The sequence below is a fragment of the Pedobacter sp. AC212 genome, from assembly GCF_979258625.1.
In genome coordinates this window covers 4993546-5009472 of sequence record NZ_OZ409870.1, presented here as the reverse complement: position 1 = coordinate 5009472, position 15927 = coordinate 4993546, and the positions used below count along the sequence as shown (strand labels likewise).

Below are 15927 nucleotides of genomic sequence, written 5' to 3'. Positions count from 1 at the left end.
CCAACGGATAACGGATAACAATCAATTATCTTATCCTAAACCCGCCGTCAATTTCATCAACAAAACCTGTTGCCTGATCTTTGCTGTGGTAAAATAAACATTCCCAGTTTTCAGCAGCAGCTCTTTTTCCAAACTCCTTGCGTAATTCCATCGCTTTGCGGCCATCGAAATCGTATTTGGCAATGAAGTTTTTAATCAATTCGCTAGGTTCTGGCAATACATCGCCGCCGAAAAAAACTTTCTGATTCCCCTCCGTTAATAGAAAAACCTGGTGGTTTGGGCAATGGGCACCTGTAAATTCAAATGCAATGGTTTCATCCAAATTTCCATCGCCTTCTACAAACTTCAGCTGTGCATTACGTTGCAGGTATTCGAAAATATCGGTGTGGTAAGAGCTTGATGTGCTACTAAAAGCCGTTTCCCATTCGCCACGATTGATTACATATTCTGCATCCGGAAAACTCAGCTCCGTTTGATCGCCTAATTTGTGAATCATTCCACCAGAGTGATCGTAATGCAAATGCGACATCAAAACCTTCGTAACATCTGTTGGATCAAACCCGGCATTCCGAATGTTTTTGTGTAACATCAGTTCGCCATGGTCATCACTGAAACCTAAACCGGTATCAAAAAGAACTAGATCATTCTTAAGTTCTACCAGAAAAGGTTGGACGTTGATAAACAACGAAGCCGGGCGATCTTTATAGTTGTGAATGGATGAATCAAACGGTATGAATTTTTTTGAGGCATCTACAGAATAGGTGCCTTCGAATAAGGTATGAACTTGCAAAATGTAGAGATTTAAATTAAAAAAGTATATTTACTGTTCGGAAACAAATATAATGGAAAAAAGATGGGTGCTGACATCAAATTGTAATGATGACACGGTAAAGAAATTAGCAGAACAACTCAATATAGATCAATCACTTTCACAAATTTTAGTTCAACGCAATGTTTGTGATTTTGACCAGGCGAAGTATTTTTTTAGGCCTGATTTAAATCATCTTCACGATCCTTTCTTGATGAAAGATATGGATAAAGCAATAGAAAGAATCGAAAATGCATTAGCAACTCACGAAAAAATTCTGATCTATGGTGATTATGATGTTGATGGAACCACATCGGTAGCTCTTGCTTTCAGCTTCTTTTCTCAACTTACCCCAAACATCGAATACTACATTCCAGATCGTTATTTAGAAGGTTATGGAATTTCTACCGCCGGTATCGATTATGCGAATGAAAACGGTTTTTCTCTGATTATTGCGTTAGATTGTGGTATAAAATCCATCGATAAGGTTGATTACTCGAATAGTTTAGGAATAGATTTTATCATTTGTGATCACCATTTACCTGGTGATGATTTGCCAAAGGCAATAGCGGTTCTAGATCCTAAAAGATTGGATTGTGAGTATCCGTTTAAAGAATTGGCAGGCTGCGGAATCGGCTTCAAACTGGCGCAAGCCTATGCTCAAAAACATCATCTTCCAGAAGAAACCTATTTGCAATATCTTGATTTGGTAATGGTAAGCATTGCCGCAGATATTGTTCCGGTAGTAGGAGAAAATAGAATTTTAGCTTATTATGGGTTAAAGAAATTAAATACCAATCCATGCGAGGGCTTAAGGGCTTTAATGGAGGTTTCGGGTAAAACTGAAAATTACACCATCACGGATGTGGTTTTTACTTTGGGTCCGCGGATAAATGCCGCAGGCCGTATTGACCATGCAAAACATGCCGTAGCGATGTTGCTTTGCCAGGTTGATGGAAATTCTTTGGAGCAGAGTGAACTAATAAACCTGAAAAATACAGAGCGCAAAACATACGATCAGGATATTACCCGGGAAGCGCTGGCTTTAATAGGGGAGAGCGAAGTGCTTATTAACCGAAAAACTACTGTCGTATTTAACGAAAATTGGCACAAGGGTGTTATTGGCATTGTAGCTTCGAGGTTAACAGAAAAATATTACCGCCCAACAATCGTTTTGACTAAATCAAACGGTCATGTGGCAGGTTCTTGCCGATCGGTTGTGGGCTTCGATTTATATGAGGCGTTGAGTGGCTGTGCTGATTTACTAGACCAATATGGCGGTCATAAATTTGCAGCTGGCTTAACCATGCAGGAGCAAAATGTAACCGCTTTTGCCGATAAATTTGAAGAAATTGTTTCGTCAAGCATTACCGATGAATTGTTAACGCCGATGATCAAAATTGATGCGGAAATAGATCTTGCTCAAATTGATGGTAAATTTTATCGGGTATTGGCTCAAATGGGTCCGTTCGGGCCAGAAAACATGGCGCCGATTTTTGTTACACATAACGTATACTTAGATCGGGCTGCAATGGCAGTAGGTGCAAACCACCTTAAAATAAATATAAAGCAACAAAATTCACTTATTTTTGAAGGCATTGGTTTTGGTCTGGCTGAATTTCAAAATCTCTTACAACCAAAAGTGCCATTTTCTGTTTGTTATACTATTGAAGAAAATGTTTGGAGAGAAAAGCGACGTTTACAGCTTAATATTAAAGGGATTAAGATAAAGGAGCAAGGATAAAAGAGTAAGGACAAAGGAGCAAAGCATAAAGGATAAAAAGTAAAGATCAAAGAGAAAAGACAAGACTTAAGGATGAGGAATGAACAACCCAGTCTTTATTCATTGATCTTTGTTCTTTTATCTAAAAATTAATAAAGAATGATATTAAGAGCTGAAAATCTGGTAAAAAAATACAAGCAACGCACTGTTGTAAACAATGTTTCATTTAATGTGAGTCAAGGGGAAATTGTGGGTTTGCTTGGTCCGAATGGCGCCGGTAAAACGACTTCTTTTTATATGATTGTAGGTTTAATTAAGCCAAATGAAGGTCGCATTTTCTTGGAGGATGAAGATATTACGGAAGATGCCATGTACCGTAGGGCACAGAAAGGTATCGGCTATTTAGCCCAGGAAGCTTCTGTTTTTAGAAAGCTAACTGTAGAGGATAATATTCTCGCTATTTTAGAAATGAGTAACCTAACCAAAGAAGAACAGAAAGACAAGCTGGAAGAATTGATCAATGAGTTTAGCTTACACAAAGTTCGGAAAAACAGAGGCGATTTATTATCAGGCGGGGAGCGCAGACGGACTGAAATTGCCCGTGCTTTAGCGGCAAACCCGAATTTTATTCTCTTAGATGAACCATTTGCAGGGGTAGATCCAATTGCCGTAGAAGAAATTCAAAGCATTGTTGCAAAACTAAAACATAAAAATATTGGTATACTAATAACCGACCATAACGTTCAGGAAACGCTTTCCATTACTGATAGGGCTTATTTGCTTTTCGAGGGAAAAATTTTAGAGCAAGGTGTTCCGGAGGTTTTGGCAGAAAACGAAATGGTAAGGAAAGTATATTTAGGATCTAACTTCGTATTGAAACGTAAGAAATTTGATGTTTAACTGCAAATATATAGGATAGACACATTTTAATATTTGAAATCCCATTGTAAATAAAATGAGCGTAAATAAGAGCATTTTGAGAATTGATGATAATTCTGGTTCATTGCCAGATCTGTGTTTATCTGTGGTAAAAAAATAAAGCATGGCAATCGTAAATTCAATTTTTACCTGGTTAATGAAAAAGCGGATTCATCAGATCGAGCTTTTTATGAAATATCCACACGATGTTCAACAGGAGTGGTTTCATACGCTAATTGATAGTGCAGAAAATACAGAATGGGGTAAGTTATATGATTACAAATCTATTTTAACCCCGCAACAATATCAGGAACGGGTTCCCATTCAAAACTATGATACATTAAAGCCATTTATTGAAAGAATGCTGGCTGGAGAACAAAATATTTTGTGGCCATCAGATATTAAGTGGTTTGCCAAGTCATCAGGAACTACAAGCGATAGAAGTAAATTCATTCCGGTTTCGGCAGAAAGTTTGGAAGAGTGCCACTTTAAAGGTGGTAAAGACATGCTTTCCATCTACTGCAATAATCGCCCAGACAATCAAATGTTTACCGGAAAAGGTTTAGTGCTTGGCGGTAGCCATCAGGTAAATCAACTCAACGAAGACTGTTTTTATGGCGATTTATCAGCAGTATTGATTAAAAACCTGCCCATCTGGGCTGAGTTTTACCGCACTCCCGATATGTCTATCGCATTGATGGATAACTACGAGGTAAAAATGGATAGAATGGCAGAGGCTACCATCCATGAAAATGTAACCAGTATTTCGGGCGTACCAACCTGGACCATTGTTTTGGCAAAGAAGGTTTTAGAACTTACGGGCAAGAATAATTTATTGGAAGTATGGCCAAATCTGGAAGTTTACATCCACGGTGCCGTAAATTTTGCCCCGTATCGTGAACAGTTTAAACAGCTCATTCCATCCAGCGAAATGTACTACCTGGAAACCTACAATGCTTCTGAAGGTTTTTTTGGGATTCAGGACCAGGACGATTCCGATGAAATGCTGTTAATGCTTGATTATGGCATTTTTTATGAGTTTGTTCCGCTGGAAAATATTGGTGAAGATAATCCAAAAGCACTCTTATTGGGTGAAGTTGAATTGCATAAAAATTACGCGATTATAATCTCAACGAATGGTGGTTTATGGCGCTATATGATTGGCGACACGATTCAGTTCACCTCACTTTCTCCTTATCGGATAAAAATTACCGGCCGTACGAAACATTTTATAAATGCTTTTGGCGAAGAAGTAATTATAGACAATGCCGAACAGGCACTAACAAAGGCTTGCCTTGCCACTGGTGCCGAAATTAAAGATTACACTGCTGGTCCGATTTATTTTGAAGGTGAAAAAGCCGGAGGACATGAATGGATCATTGAGTTTGATAAACAACCTAACGACTTCGAAAAGTTTATCGATGTAATGGACAATACCTTGCGGGAAGTAAATTCTGATTATGATGCGAAACGATTTAAAGATATGGCTTTGTGTAGGCCTACAGTGCATAATGCTCCGGCCAACACCTTTTATAATTGGTTAAAAAGCCGTGATAAATTGGGCGGCCAGCATAAGGTTCCGCGTTTGGCTAATGAGCGAAAATATATTGACGATATTCTTGAGATGATGAACGCATCAGCTGCTTAAATAAAAATAGGATGAGCGCTAAACAACTGATATTGTGTTTGTTTTTTCTGACCTTTTCAGGCTTAAAAACATTTGCCCAGATTAATGAAAGTAAGAAAGCAAAAATCGCTTATAACATTGTAGAAACCTCTCCCAGATGTAAACAACTTACTAAAGGCTTGTTTGAAAGGATAAAGAAAAATGGAGGAACATCTTATGGTATAATGTTAGAATCTAGCCCAAATCCTAAAACGGATCCTTCACAAAGCTATTCCAAAACCTATGGTTTTAACTTACACGAAAGCTATGCTGACAGGATGCCCATCATTGCCAGATTCATTTTTGATCCGGTAAAAAGGCAGTTATTTGAAGAAGACACTGCAAATGATAAGCTTGTGCCGATTTCATTCGATAGAAAGTTGCTTTTATTGTTTGATCAAAAATAATTGAAGCTGACTATTTATTTAAAAGGCAGATGATTTAACTTTTTTGGACGTTAATTTGTAAAGCATTATTTATGAGATTTAATAGGAAGAGAGTTTTAGATTTTTTTAAGAAATCTGAAAATAGAGCAACGTTGATTTTGAACGACAAATCTAAAGCAAGTGGCACAATTAAAGATGCTTTGGGCAAAGCGATAAATAACAAAAGCGATCTTGATGGAGTATGGACTAAAATGGTTTTACTATTTGGCGTGGCAAAAGATTATGTAAACGGCGACTATACTGAAATTCCAAAAAGATCTATCGTTGCCATTTTGGGAGGAATTATATATTTTCTTTCTCCTTTGGATATCGTTCCGGATTTTGTTCCACTTTTAGGTTTTATGGATGATATTTTTGTACTTAATTTAGTATATAAACAAGTTTTAAAAGACCTGGAAAAGTACAAAATATGGAAAGATGCTCAATTGAAAGTTATCGCCAAATTAGATGATCCTTCAACAACTTAGCTTTATCGATTGGCTAAGCCGCCATCTTTTAGCTTGCCCTTTCAAAACCTATTTTGGTTATGATTGCCCGGGTTGTGGTTTGCAGCGGTCTATAGTTTCACTTTTGGAAGGCGATTTCCTTGCTTCATTTAAGTATTATCCGGCCACCATTCCTTTAGTTTTCATCATCATCTTTACTGCATTTCATTTAAAATTTGATTTTAAAGTAGGGGCTTCTGTAATAAAATTCGCATTTTTAGGTATTGCAGCAATTGTGTTTATCAACTACATTTACAAAATATATACCCATCAACTTATCGCTTAACTATGTCAGACGAACAGCAAAATCCGCCACAAAATAATCCAATTGATTTAAATAAGCCAGAACAAGCCAACACTCCTCCATCTGGCTTTGGACCAATAACTCCGCCACCTTTTCAGCAGCCACCTCCATTTGGTCAATTTGGTGGAATGGGCGGTCAGCAAAATCTTCCAAATGCTACGGTAGCTTTAGTTTTAGGTATTTTGGCACTTCCGGCATGTTGTTTCTATGGCATTTTCGGTTTAATATTTGGTATTATTGCATGGGCACTTGGTGGCAGCGATGTTAAAAAGTATCAGTTAAACCCAACCATGTATACCGAATCATCATTTAAAAATGCTAAAGCAGGTAAAATCTGCGGGATGATTGCGACGATATTGAGTTTACTTTTTATTATCTTCTTCGTGTTAATTATAGCTGGTGCCATTACCCACCCAGAGGCTTACGATAGATTTTTTAAAGGATTTAACTAGGTGCTAATTTTACCTTAAAAATATAAATCGGATGGTGCATACCATCCGATTTTCTTATTTTTGTACCATTCAAATTGTAAATAAAAACTAACGATAATGTATCCAGAATATTTAGTAGAACCAATGCGTAAGGAATTAACTAACGTAGGTTTTCAAGAATTAAAAAACGCAGAAGATGTTGATCAAGCCATTAAAGGCGAGGGCACTGTGTTGGTTGTAGTGAATTCGGTTTGCGGTTGTGCGGCGGCTAATGCCCGCCCTGCAGCAAGAGCAGCAGCAGCTCACGAAAAACATCCAGATAAATTGGTAACAGTTTTTGCCGGAATGGAAAGAGAAGCTGTAGATCAGGCTAGAAATTACATGATGCCTTTTCCTCCTTCATCTCCTGCAATGGCCTTATTTAAAGATGGTAAATTGGTTCATATGATCGAGCGTCATCAAATTGAAGGTCGCCCTGCACAAATGATCGCCGATAACCTGATTGGCGCTTTTGAACAATATTGTTAACACGGATTAAATGATTTTAGAGGATTACACAGATTTAGGCTACCTAAATCTGTGTAATCTTTATATCTGTGTAATCATCTTCTAAAAATCTTTATTAAGCAACTTCTCCAGCTCTCCGAAAGAAACATTCATTCTTACTCGTCCTTGTTTGGCATAAGAAATTTCTCCTGTCTCCTCTGAAATAATTACCGCTACTGCATCAGTAGTTTCAGATACACCAATACCAGCCCGGTGTCTTAACCCAAATTGAGAGGGCAGTTGGTCGTTATCTGTTAAAGGCAAAATGCAACTGGCACTTTTAATTTTATTTTCCGAAATCACAACAGCGCCATCATGCAACGGACTGTTTTTTTGAAAAATACTTTCCAGGAGTCTTTTCGAAATTTTCGCATCAACAACCTCGCAGCTGTTGGCAAAAAATTGTTCGTCGTAAAATTTTACAAACACAATCAACGCACCAGTACGGGTTTTTTTCATTGTTTTACAGGCATCAATAATGGGTTTTATCCGAGTTAAATTATTCCGCTCAATTTCCTTCCGGCCAAATAAGTAACCCCACCAAGCTTTATTTTTTTGCAGAAATGCATTTTTGCCGATAAGCAAAAGAAAACGCCTGATTTCAGGGTGAAAAATAACAATCAGCGCAATGATCCCTACGCTCATAAATTTCTCTATGATGGTAGTGAGTAATTCCATGTGAAGGGCTTTTACTATCCAATAAAAAACTGTGATAATAAACATGCCGACCAATAAGTTTACCGCCAGCGTATTGCGTATCAGTGTATAAACGTAGTAAATCAATATTGCAACAAGTACAATGTCTACTACATCTGTTGGCGATACCTTAAGAAAATCAAAATCAAAACCTTTCATCAGTCACAAGATACTAAAACAGTTATCAGTTTACAATTTTCAGTATCATATCTGAGATTATCCCTGAAGCCTTTCGACCAATTTCACACATTCAACAGCTTCCTTTACATCATGAACCCTTAATATTTTAGCTCCTTTTTGCAAAGCAATGGTATTTAAAACCGTGGTGCCGTTTAGTGCATCCGCTGCCGTTGTACCCAATGCTTTATGGATCATACCCTTCCTTGAAAAACCAACTAAAAGCGGGAGTTTAAATATTTTGAAAGCTTCCATTTCTCTCAGTAATTGGTAGTTGTGTTCGAGTGTTTTTCCAAAACCAAAACCTGGGTCAATAATTACGTCGTGTATCTTAAGTGCTCGAAGTTGGGCTATTTTTTTAGCCAGATAATCTACGACTTCTAAGGTTACATTTTCGTAATGAGGGTTTTGATGCATGGTTTGTGGCGTGCCCTGCATATGCATCATTAGGTATGGAACTTTTAGCGTGGCTACCATTTCGAACATTCCCTCGTCCAGATCGCCAGCAGAAATATCATTAACAATGTGTGCCCCAGCATAAATGGTTTCTTCTGCCACTTTTGCTCTAAAAGTATCGATAGAAATAACTGCTTCCGGAAGCATGGTTGAAATGGCTTCAACTACTGGAACAGTGCGATATAACTCTTCTTCAATAGATACATCAATTGCTCCGGGTCTCGATGAATATCCGCCAATATCAATAAACGTAGCGCCTTCTTTCAAAAATTTTTCGGCTCTGGAAAGTGCTTCATAAATTGATTTGGTTCTGCTTTCACCGAAAAAAGAATCTGGGGTAATGTTTAGTATCCCCATCACTTTAGGCTCACTTAAATCAATTATTCGTCCCTTAGCGTTTATACTTTGCTGGGCTTCTAAAAAGTTTTTTTCTGACATAATAAACCCTTTCGGGATTTGGGTTTCGCTATAAAAATGTATCTTTAGCTTTTGTTCAATCTAGACAAAAATACACTAAAACTAATAATTTATTGATTTTGATACAAACAAATACTGCTGTAGAATTTGATGAAGTGATCGCGGTTTGCAGATCTTTATTTCTAAAAAAAACCAAGGATTATGGAACAGCCTGGCGTATTTTAAGGTTAAGTTCAATCACTGATCAGATTTTTATTAAAGCACAACGCATCCGCACTTTAGAGGAGAAAAAAGTTAGTCTGGTAGGCGAAGGCATCATCTCTGAATATATTGGCATTGTAAATTATTGCGTTATTGCGATGATGCAAATGGAGTTGTCGGAAACTGACCCAAATGAAATGCCTTACGACGAGGTTGAACTCCAATTCGATGCAAAGATTGAAGAAACCAAAAACCTAATGTTTGCAAAAAACCATGATTATGGCGAAGCTTGGAGAGACATGCGAATCAGTTCTTTAACTGATTTAATATTGATGAAGGTTTTTCGCGTAAAGCAAATTGAAGACAACGAAGGGCAAACACTTGCTTCAGAAGGGGTAAAAGCAAACTACCAGGATATGCTAAACTACTCCGTGTTTGCATTAATTAAATTAGGCGTAAAGTAGATGAAGAATATAATCTTAAGTATTTCAAGAATTTTCGTTGGTGTTCTCTTTATATTTTCGGGTTTAATTAAGGCTAATGATCCATTGGGGTTTGGCTATAAATTGCAGGAGTATTTTGAAGTTTTCCATTTAAATTTTTTGAGTGGTGCAGCAACAGGGATTGCGATTTTGCTCTGCACACTTGAGATTATACTAGGCGCACTGCTGCTTTTAGGTTTTTGGAGCAAAAAAGTGGCCTGGGGTTTACTTGTCCTTATCATTTTCTTTACCATACTTACTTTCGTATCGGCTGCATTTAAGGTGGTTACCAGCTGCGGTTGCTTTGGCGATGCCATTCCGCTAACAACCTGGCAGTCGTTTAGTAAAGATTTAATTTTGCTGGCTTTGATATTGGTTATTTTCTTTAATAAACACCACATTAAACCGGTTTTTACCAAGCCAGCTGTTCAGCGAAATATCGCGATCCTCATCACCCTCGTGGCTTTAGGTTTTGGAATTTTCACTTATAACGTTTTACCGATAATAGATTTTTTGCCGTATAAAGTGGGAGTGCACATCCCGTCTCAAATGATTATTCCGCCAGGCGAAAAACCAGATGAATATGAAATTATGTATCATCTGGTAAATAAGAAAACCAAAGAAGAAAAAGATATGAGCGATAAAGCCTATCTAAAAACCGAAATTTGGAAAGATAATAACTGGGAAATCGTTGGTGAGCCGGTACAGCGCCTGGTTAAAAAAGGCTACGAGCCGAAGATAAAAGATTTAAAAATTACTGATGCATCCGGCACCGATTATACAAAAGAGCTTATTGAAAATCCATACTATAGTTTGATTTTCGTTGCTTATGATTTAAAAAATGCCAACCAGGCTGCGGTTGGAAAGCTCAATGCACTGGCAATAAATGCGACGCAACAGTTTAATATTCGCACGGTTTTATTAACGGCAAATTCAGCTCAGGATGCAGAAGCATTTATTAAAAAGAATAATCTTTTCTCTGAGGTTTTTTACGCTGATGCTGTTCCATTGAAAAGCATGGTGCGGGCAAACCCAGGAGTTCTGTTACTCAAAAATGGCGTAGTGATTAACAAATGGCACTATCACAATGTGCCTACTTTTGATCAACTGAGCCGAAAATATTTCGATAAATAATGATTGCATATGCTATAAAAAAACTGATGTATGGCTTGCTGGTAATGGCGGGCGTAGTATTGGTTGTTTTTGTACTCTTTAACATTTTGCCAGGCGATCCGGCCCGGATGACGATGGGTCAGCGAGCTGATGTTCAATCGCTGGAAGCAGTGAGAAAGGAATTTGGTTTAGATCGTTCAAAACCCATGCAATTTGTACTTTATGTAAATGATCTTTCACCGATAAGCATTCTTGACAATGATAGTGTAACTCAAGCCAAATATCATTATGCCAAATTAATCGGATTCGATCAAAAAGCAATGGTATTAAAGTGGCCATATCTGCGAAGTTCTTACCAAACTAAACGCGATGTAACGGCAATCTTATCAGAAACTGTTCCTAATACCTTTGTATTAGCGCTTACCGCAATGATTTTTGCGACCATTATTGGTGTGTTTCTAGGCGTATTGTCTGCTGTTTACAAAGATTCATGGATTGATAAAGCTGCCAATGCTTTTGCGATTTTGGGCATTTCGGCTCCTTCTTTCTTCGCTGGAATCATCATAGCCTGGCTTTTTGGTTTCGTATTAAGTGACTATACCGGTTTAAAAATGAGCGGAAGCCTATATTCTTACGATCCTTTCAGTGGTGAAGTGCTAACACTAAGGAATCTCTGGTTGCCAATGATCACGTTGGGTTTGAGGCCGCTTGCCATCATTGTGCAACTTACCAGAAGCGCTATGCTTGATGTTTTAGCACAGGATTATATCAGAACAGCGAGAGCCAAAGGATTAAGTAGAAACGCAATCATTTACAAACATGCTTTAAAGAATGCGATGAATCCGGTAATTACCGCCATTTCGGGTTGGTTTGCTTCATTGCTTGCCGGTTCTTTCTTTGTTGAATATATTTTTGGCTATAATGGTTTAGGCAGAACTACTGTAACTGCGTTAGAAATGTCAGATTTTCCAGTAGTCATGGGCTCGATCTTATTTATCGCTTTTGTGTTTGTGGTAATCAATATCCTGGTGGATATACTTTATGCTTACGTTGATCCAAGAGTAAAATTGGCCTAGCGCCCAACCCCCTGAAGGGGGAACTACAGGCGAGATGGAAATAGCGACAACATAAAAAAGAAATAAAAAATTATACATTATATATGGCTGATGAAAATTCAGGGTACGGTAGAAAGGAGAAGTCCCCTTTAGGGGATTTAGGAGTTAGCAATTCAAGTTCCCATTTAGGGGCGGAGGGATTAATTTTTCTCATTGGATATATGGGCTGCGGTAAAAGTACCAAAGCAAAACAGTTGGCGCACCGGTTAGAATGCCCTGTTGTTGATCTGGATGCTGAAATCGTAAGCAAATCAGGTAAAACGATCGCTGAATATTTTGCAGAATTTGGCGAAAGTGGGTTTAGGAATTTTGAAAGTGAGATGCTTAAAACTTTTAATTATCCTGAGACCTGTGTGGTTGCAACAGGTGGCGGCTTGCCTTGCTTTTTCGATAATATGGATTGGATGAATGCCAACGGAACAACGGTTTACCTCCAAATGGAACCTGCTGCTCTGGTTTCACGATTACACAACCGGCAAAAACGACCATTGATTAAAGATTTGAACGATGAAGAGCTTTTAGCGTTTATTGAAGTAAAGTTAGAAGAGCGCAACCCTTTTTATACGAAGGCTAAAATAATTGTCGATGCTTTTGGTCTCGATGCTGAGCAGTTAGAAGAAATGATAAAAAATAAAATTAGCTAGTTGGCTTATTTATTAATTACCTCATCCATTAAATCCTGATCTATTATTTTAGCCGAAAGTAGCGCCAACGGAATTCCACCTCCTGGGTGAACACTACCACCGCAAAAATAGAGTCCTTTTATTGTAGAACTAAAATTTGCATGCCGCAGAAATGCAGCAAACTGGTTATTTGAGCTATTTCCATACAACGATCCCTGATAAGATCCGGTTTTGGATTCTATGCTTCTTGGGTCCAGTATTTGCTCAGCTACGATGAGCTCATCAATATCAACTTTTAAAATCCTCTTTATTTTATTGATAATATTTTGCCTCGCAGTAGCGATCAATTCATCCCAGTTTTGGCCAACGTTCGCTGGAACATTAATCATCACAAACCAGTTCTCACAACCCTCAGGAGCATCCGTTTTGATGTATTTTGAAGTGATGTTGATGTAAATTGTTGGGTCAGCGTAAATGGTCTTGTTTTTCCAAATGGCATCAAACTCAGCTTTATAGTCTGCCGCGAAAAGGATATTGTGCAAATCCAGTTCTGGGTAACTCCCTTTAACTCCCCAGTAAAAAATCAGGGCAGAACTGCTCCGTTCCTGACTTAATAATTTCTCTGGTGCTGGAAAATTCTTTAGTAGGTTCCGATAGGTAAACCAAATGTCGAGGTTAGAAATAACTACTTGCGCAACAGTTTTCTGTTCGTTGCAAATGATGCCTTCAACCACTAACGTTCCATTCTTTTTGGTATAAAAAACTTCGCTAACTTTGGAGTTGAAATGAAATTTTACACCCAAATCTTCTGCCAGCTTTACCAATGAAGTCGTAATGCTATACATTCCTTTTTTTGGGATAAAAGCGCCGAAATGATATTCGAAATGCGGTATCACATTTAAAGTCGCAGGTGCCTGATACGGGTTTGAACCGTTGTAAGTAGCGTATCTGTTAAAAAGCTGCACAATTCGCTCATCTTTAAAAAAGCTTTGGTTGGCCTTCGCCTGGGTTCTAAAAGCATCAATTTGTCCGAAACGAAAAACCGATTTAAGCGTATCCCAATGCAAATAACTTTTGACCTTATGAAGTGATCTTTCCAAAAATACTTTATTCGTGACTTCATAAATGGTCTCACTTTTTTTAAGAAACTGATGAATTTCTTTGGCGCTGGCTGCTGTTTTCGCTTCAATTTCCGCGGCGAATTTATTTGCGTCAGTATGCGCTGTTAGCCGTAAACCATCTTCATAAAAATATCTGCAAACTTCATCCAGGCGTTCGTATTCAAAATAATCTTTCGGGTTTTTCCCCACCAGTTGGAAAAGTTCATCAACATATTGTGGCATGGTAAACAAGCTCGGTCCGGCATCAAACCTAAAACCTTGAAAGTTCATTTCAGCGAGTTTTCCACCCGCATAAGCATTGGCTTCGAAAACTTCTACATCAAAACCTTTTACAGCAAATCTAATGGCAGAAGCTATTCCTGCAATTCCTGCTCCAATAACAATGGCTTTTTGCTCACGCATCTTACTTCAACTCTTCGAGATAAACTTTTGTTTGGTTCTCAATTTCATTCGTTGCAAATTTTATTGTCGAACCTACGCGGGTGGTTTCAGCTATAACTGGCATTTTATTAATAGTGGCCAAGGCCTCAACGTACCATTTGCTCCATACTTCTATAATGTGTTTTTCGTCGGCTGCCAATTTGCCTTCAGTTATTGCTTTTTTACTGAGTTCAAATTCCGTTTTTAAACGGATCAGTGCATCAGATTTAACCTGTTTAACGGTGGTTAGAGCGGTATTTTCATCTGCAGAAATTAGGGTGTAAGCTGCAGTTAATCCACTAATGCCCACGTTTTTCATTTCCGTTGGAGAAACCTTGTCTAATCGGTCATTATCTGTATGGTAAAATACATCCGTAAAGTGCCACATCAGTAATCCTGGAATTTTGTTTTGAAGAAACGGGGTGTGATCACTTCCGCCTTCAAAAGGATTGTAATTTACCGTCCAGTTGGCAAATTTCCCTTGAGCTTTGCAGATATCAAAAATAAAATCGTTGAAATAATGTGGAAACAGGTTTTTCTCCGAGACTTCGCCAGCTCCCCATTCGGTATGTTTGTCTGTTCCTCTCGTCCAAATGGCTGATGGGTCAGGCATCTTTTCGATCAAGAATGATCCGCCTGTTTTTTTGGTATCCTCGCCAACCATGTCTAAACTCATTCCCCACATAATGCCTTTAGCCCGGCTGGTATCTTCAACAATGTATCGTTTTGTTGATACAATTTCATCGCCCCATAAAAAAGTTAGGGTTCGTTGTGGTATAAGCTTTTTCGTTTGATATAGTTCTGCTGTTAGTCTGGCCATTTCGGCTAATGTGCCTACGCCACTAGCATTGTCGTTAGCGCCAGGTTCTTGCACATGCGCACTGAAAACGAACCGTTCATTAGCCTTCACTGCGCCTCTTACATTTGCTACTATTGTTAATTCTTCCGAAGGATAGATTTTGGTTTGAATATTAACTTTCAGCTTTGTCGAACCTTTTAAACAAGCCGCCTTAAGTTTCTCTTTGGCAGCATAAGATAAAAGTAAAGTCCAAACTTCACTATCGGCCTTCATGCTTCCAAATTGTATAGAGGTTTGATGCACTTCTGGTTGCGTATATTTCGGCATGGAATAGCCAAGAACACCAATTGCACCTGCTTTTGCCGCAATAGCCAATAATCGCCCCGGATGATTCTCAGAAAAAATAATTTTCCCTTTAAGATCCAACTTTTCTAACTCAGCCGGTTTTAAATTGTTTTCCAATACTACATCTGCCGTAACGCCACCAAGGGGTGTAGATTTGCAGTTTATAGGAATCATGTTCCGGTTGGTTTTGAAAGAAATTAAGGGCTGCTGTTCTCCAAAAATTTCCACACTCGCATCTATAGGTTCCCAGGTATTGTTTTTGAGCGGTCGCTTTTCAATTCGGTAGGTAAGGGGTGCCTCTAATTCGTTTTGTGTTTCTGCAACAAATCCCGCTTTTTTAAGAATGTTTTCTACATAATAAATACTTGCATCGAAGCCGCTATTTCCCGGAACGCGAAAATATTTCTCAATAAAAGCTGTGGTTTCGTAAGCGTTCTTTTCTTTGAAACCATTTCTGGTTAATTTGAAATAGTCGTCAGTAGTGTTTTGAGCAAATCCTGCCAATCCCGCCAGAAGAAGAGCGAAAAGTATCCTTATTTTCATTTTGAATTAAAAGGTGAAAGATACTAAGAATATTCAGTCGTGACTAAATTTGTTCTCCGCTTTGTTGCTAAAGGCCCGCTCATTTGGATGAA

Annotated in this window: 17 protein-coding genes; 12 read left to right on the top strand and 5 right to left on the bottom strand. The window is 38.3% G+C overall.

The window, feature by feature from the left end; translation table 11 throughout:
* Positions 1 to 25: 25 nt before the first annotated feature.
* Positions 26 to 790: an MBL fold metallo-hydrolase gene (locus ACZZZC_RS21595; RefSeq protein WP_463483955.1), complete on the bottom strand. Its 765-nt coding sequence runs from the start codon at positions 788 to 790 to the stop codon at positions 26 to 28.
* A gap of 52 nt (positions 791 to 842) precedes the next feature.
* Here ACZZZC_RS21595 and recJ point away from each other — a divergent pair, with 52 nt between their 5' ends.
* The 8 genes from recJ to ACZZZC_RS21555 all read left to right on the top strand — a co-directional run bounded on the left by recJ (position 843) and on the right by ACZZZC_RS21555 (position 7309).
* Entirely contained in the window at positions 843 to 2552 is a 1710-nt protein-coding gene (recJ, locus tag ACZZZC_RS21590) for a single-stranded-DNA-specific exonuclease RecJ (RefSeq protein ID WP_463483954.1), read from the top strand.
* Positions 2553 to 2690: 138 nt separating this feature from the next.
* Positions 2691 to 3431, top strand: coding sequence for an LPS export ABC transporter ATP-binding protein (gene lptB / locus ACZZZC_RS21585; RefSeq protein WP_463488098.1), 741 nt, complete (start codon positions 2691 to 2693; stop codon positions 3429 to 3431).
* Between the two features lie 142 nt (positions 3432 to 3573).
* Positions 3574 to 5097 carry a GH3 auxin-responsive promoter family protein gene (locus ACZZZC_RS21580; RefSeq protein WP_463483952.1) on the top strand — a complete coding sequence of 508 codons (1524 nt, stop codon included), beginning with the start codon at positions 3574 to 3576 and terminating at the stop codon, positions 5095 to 5097.
* 11 nt (positions 5098 to 5108) lie between these two features.
* Positions 5109 to 5522, top strand: coding sequence for a hypothetical protein (locus ACZZZC_RS21575; protein ID WP_463483951.1), 414 nt, complete (start codon positions 5109 to 5111; stop codon positions 5520 to 5522).
* 71 nt (positions 5523 to 5593) lie between these two features.
* Complete coding sequence (locus ACZZZC_RS21570) at positions 5594 to 6028, top strand: YkvA family protein (RefSeq protein WP_463483950.1); 435 nt, start codon at positions 5594 to 5596, stop codon at positions 6026 to 6028.
* The gene (locus ACZZZC_RS21565; RefSeq protein WP_463483949.1) at positions 6009 to 6332 is read left to right on the top strand and encodes a DUF2752 domain-containing protein; all 324 of its coding nucleotides are present in this window, start codon (positions 6009 to 6011) and stop codon (positions 6330 to 6332) included. The genes ACZZZC_RS21570 and ACZZZC_RS21565 overlap by 20 nt, the downstream gene beginning before the upstream one ends.
* A 2-nt stretch (positions 6333 to 6334) precedes the next feature.
* Entirely contained in the window at positions 6335 to 6802 is a 468-nt protein-coding gene (locus ACZZZC_RS21560; protein WP_463483948.1) for a CCC motif membrane protein, read from the top strand.
* Between the two features lie 96 nt (positions 6803 to 6898).
* Positions 6899 to 7309, top strand: coding sequence for a BrxA/BrxB family bacilliredoxin (locus ACZZZC_RS21555; RefSeq protein WP_463483947.1), 411 nt, complete (start codon positions 6899 to 6901; stop codon positions 7307 to 7309).
* Between the two features lie 81 nt (positions 7310 to 7390).
* Here the strand turns inward: ACZZZC_RS21555 and cdaA are convergent, their stop codons facing one another.
* Both cdaA and folP read right to left on the bottom strand, forming a co-directional pair.
* Positions 7391 to 8182 (bottom strand): diadenylate cyclase CdaA, encoded by a 792-nt coding sequence (gene cdaA / locus ACZZZC_RS21550; protein WP_010602775.1) that lies wholly within the window; start codon positions 8180 to 8182, stop codon positions 7391 to 7393.
* A gap of 57 nt (positions 8183 to 8239) precedes the next feature.
* Entirely contained in the window at positions 8240 to 9094 is an 855-nt protein-coding gene (folP, locus tag ACZZZC_RS21545) for a dihydropteroate synthase (protein ID WP_463483946.1), read from the bottom strand.
* 101 nt (positions 9095 to 9195) lie between these two features.
* On the opposite strand from folP, the gene ACZZZC_RS21540 reads away from it, so the two are divergent.
* From ACZZZC_RS21540 to ACZZZC_RS21525, 4 genes are all read left to right on the top strand, one after another.
* A complete protein-coding gene (locus tag ACZZZC_RS21540; RefSeq protein ID WP_463486285.1) occupies positions 9196 to 9738 on the top strand; it encodes a DUF1599 domain-containing protein in 543 nt (180 codons plus the stop codon).
* Positions 9739 to 10890, top strand: a complete 1152-nt coding sequence (locus ACZZZC_RS21535; protein ID WP_463488097.1) for a BT_3928 family protein — start codon at positions 9739 to 9741, stop codon at positions 10888 to 10890.
* The gene (locus ACZZZC_RS21530; protein ID WP_463488096.1) at positions 10890 to 11945 is read left to right on the top strand and encodes an ABC transporter permease; all 1056 of its coding nucleotides are present in this window, start codon (positions 10890 to 10892) and stop codon (positions 11943 to 11945) included. Before ACZZZC_RS21535 ends, ACZZZC_RS21530 begins: the two co-directional genes overlap by 1 nt.
* A gap of 83 nt (positions 11946 to 12028) precedes the next feature.
* Positions 12029 to 12628, top strand: a complete 600-nt coding sequence (locus tag ACZZZC_RS21525; protein ID WP_463488095.1) for a shikimate kinase — start codon at positions 12029 to 12031, stop codon at positions 12626 to 12628.
* Positions 12629 to 12633: 5 nt separating this feature from the next.
* Here the strand turns inward: ACZZZC_RS21525 and crtD are convergent, their stop codons facing one another.
* Positions 12634 to 14130: a 1-hydroxycarotenoid 3,4-desaturase CrtD gene (gene crtD / locus ACZZZC_RS21520; RefSeq protein WP_463488094.1), complete on the bottom strand. Its 1497-nt coding sequence runs from the start codon at positions 14128 to 14130 to the stop codon at positions 12634 to 12636.
* 1 nt (position 14131) lies between these two features.
* Positions 14132 to 15835 carry a M28 family peptidase gene (locus ACZZZC_RS21515; RefSeq protein ID WP_463488093.1) on the bottom strand — a complete coding sequence of 568 codons (1704 nt, stop codon included), beginning with the start codon at positions 15833 to 15835 and terminating at the stop codon, positions 14132 to 14134.
* Positions 15836 to 15927: the final 92 nt, after the last annotated feature.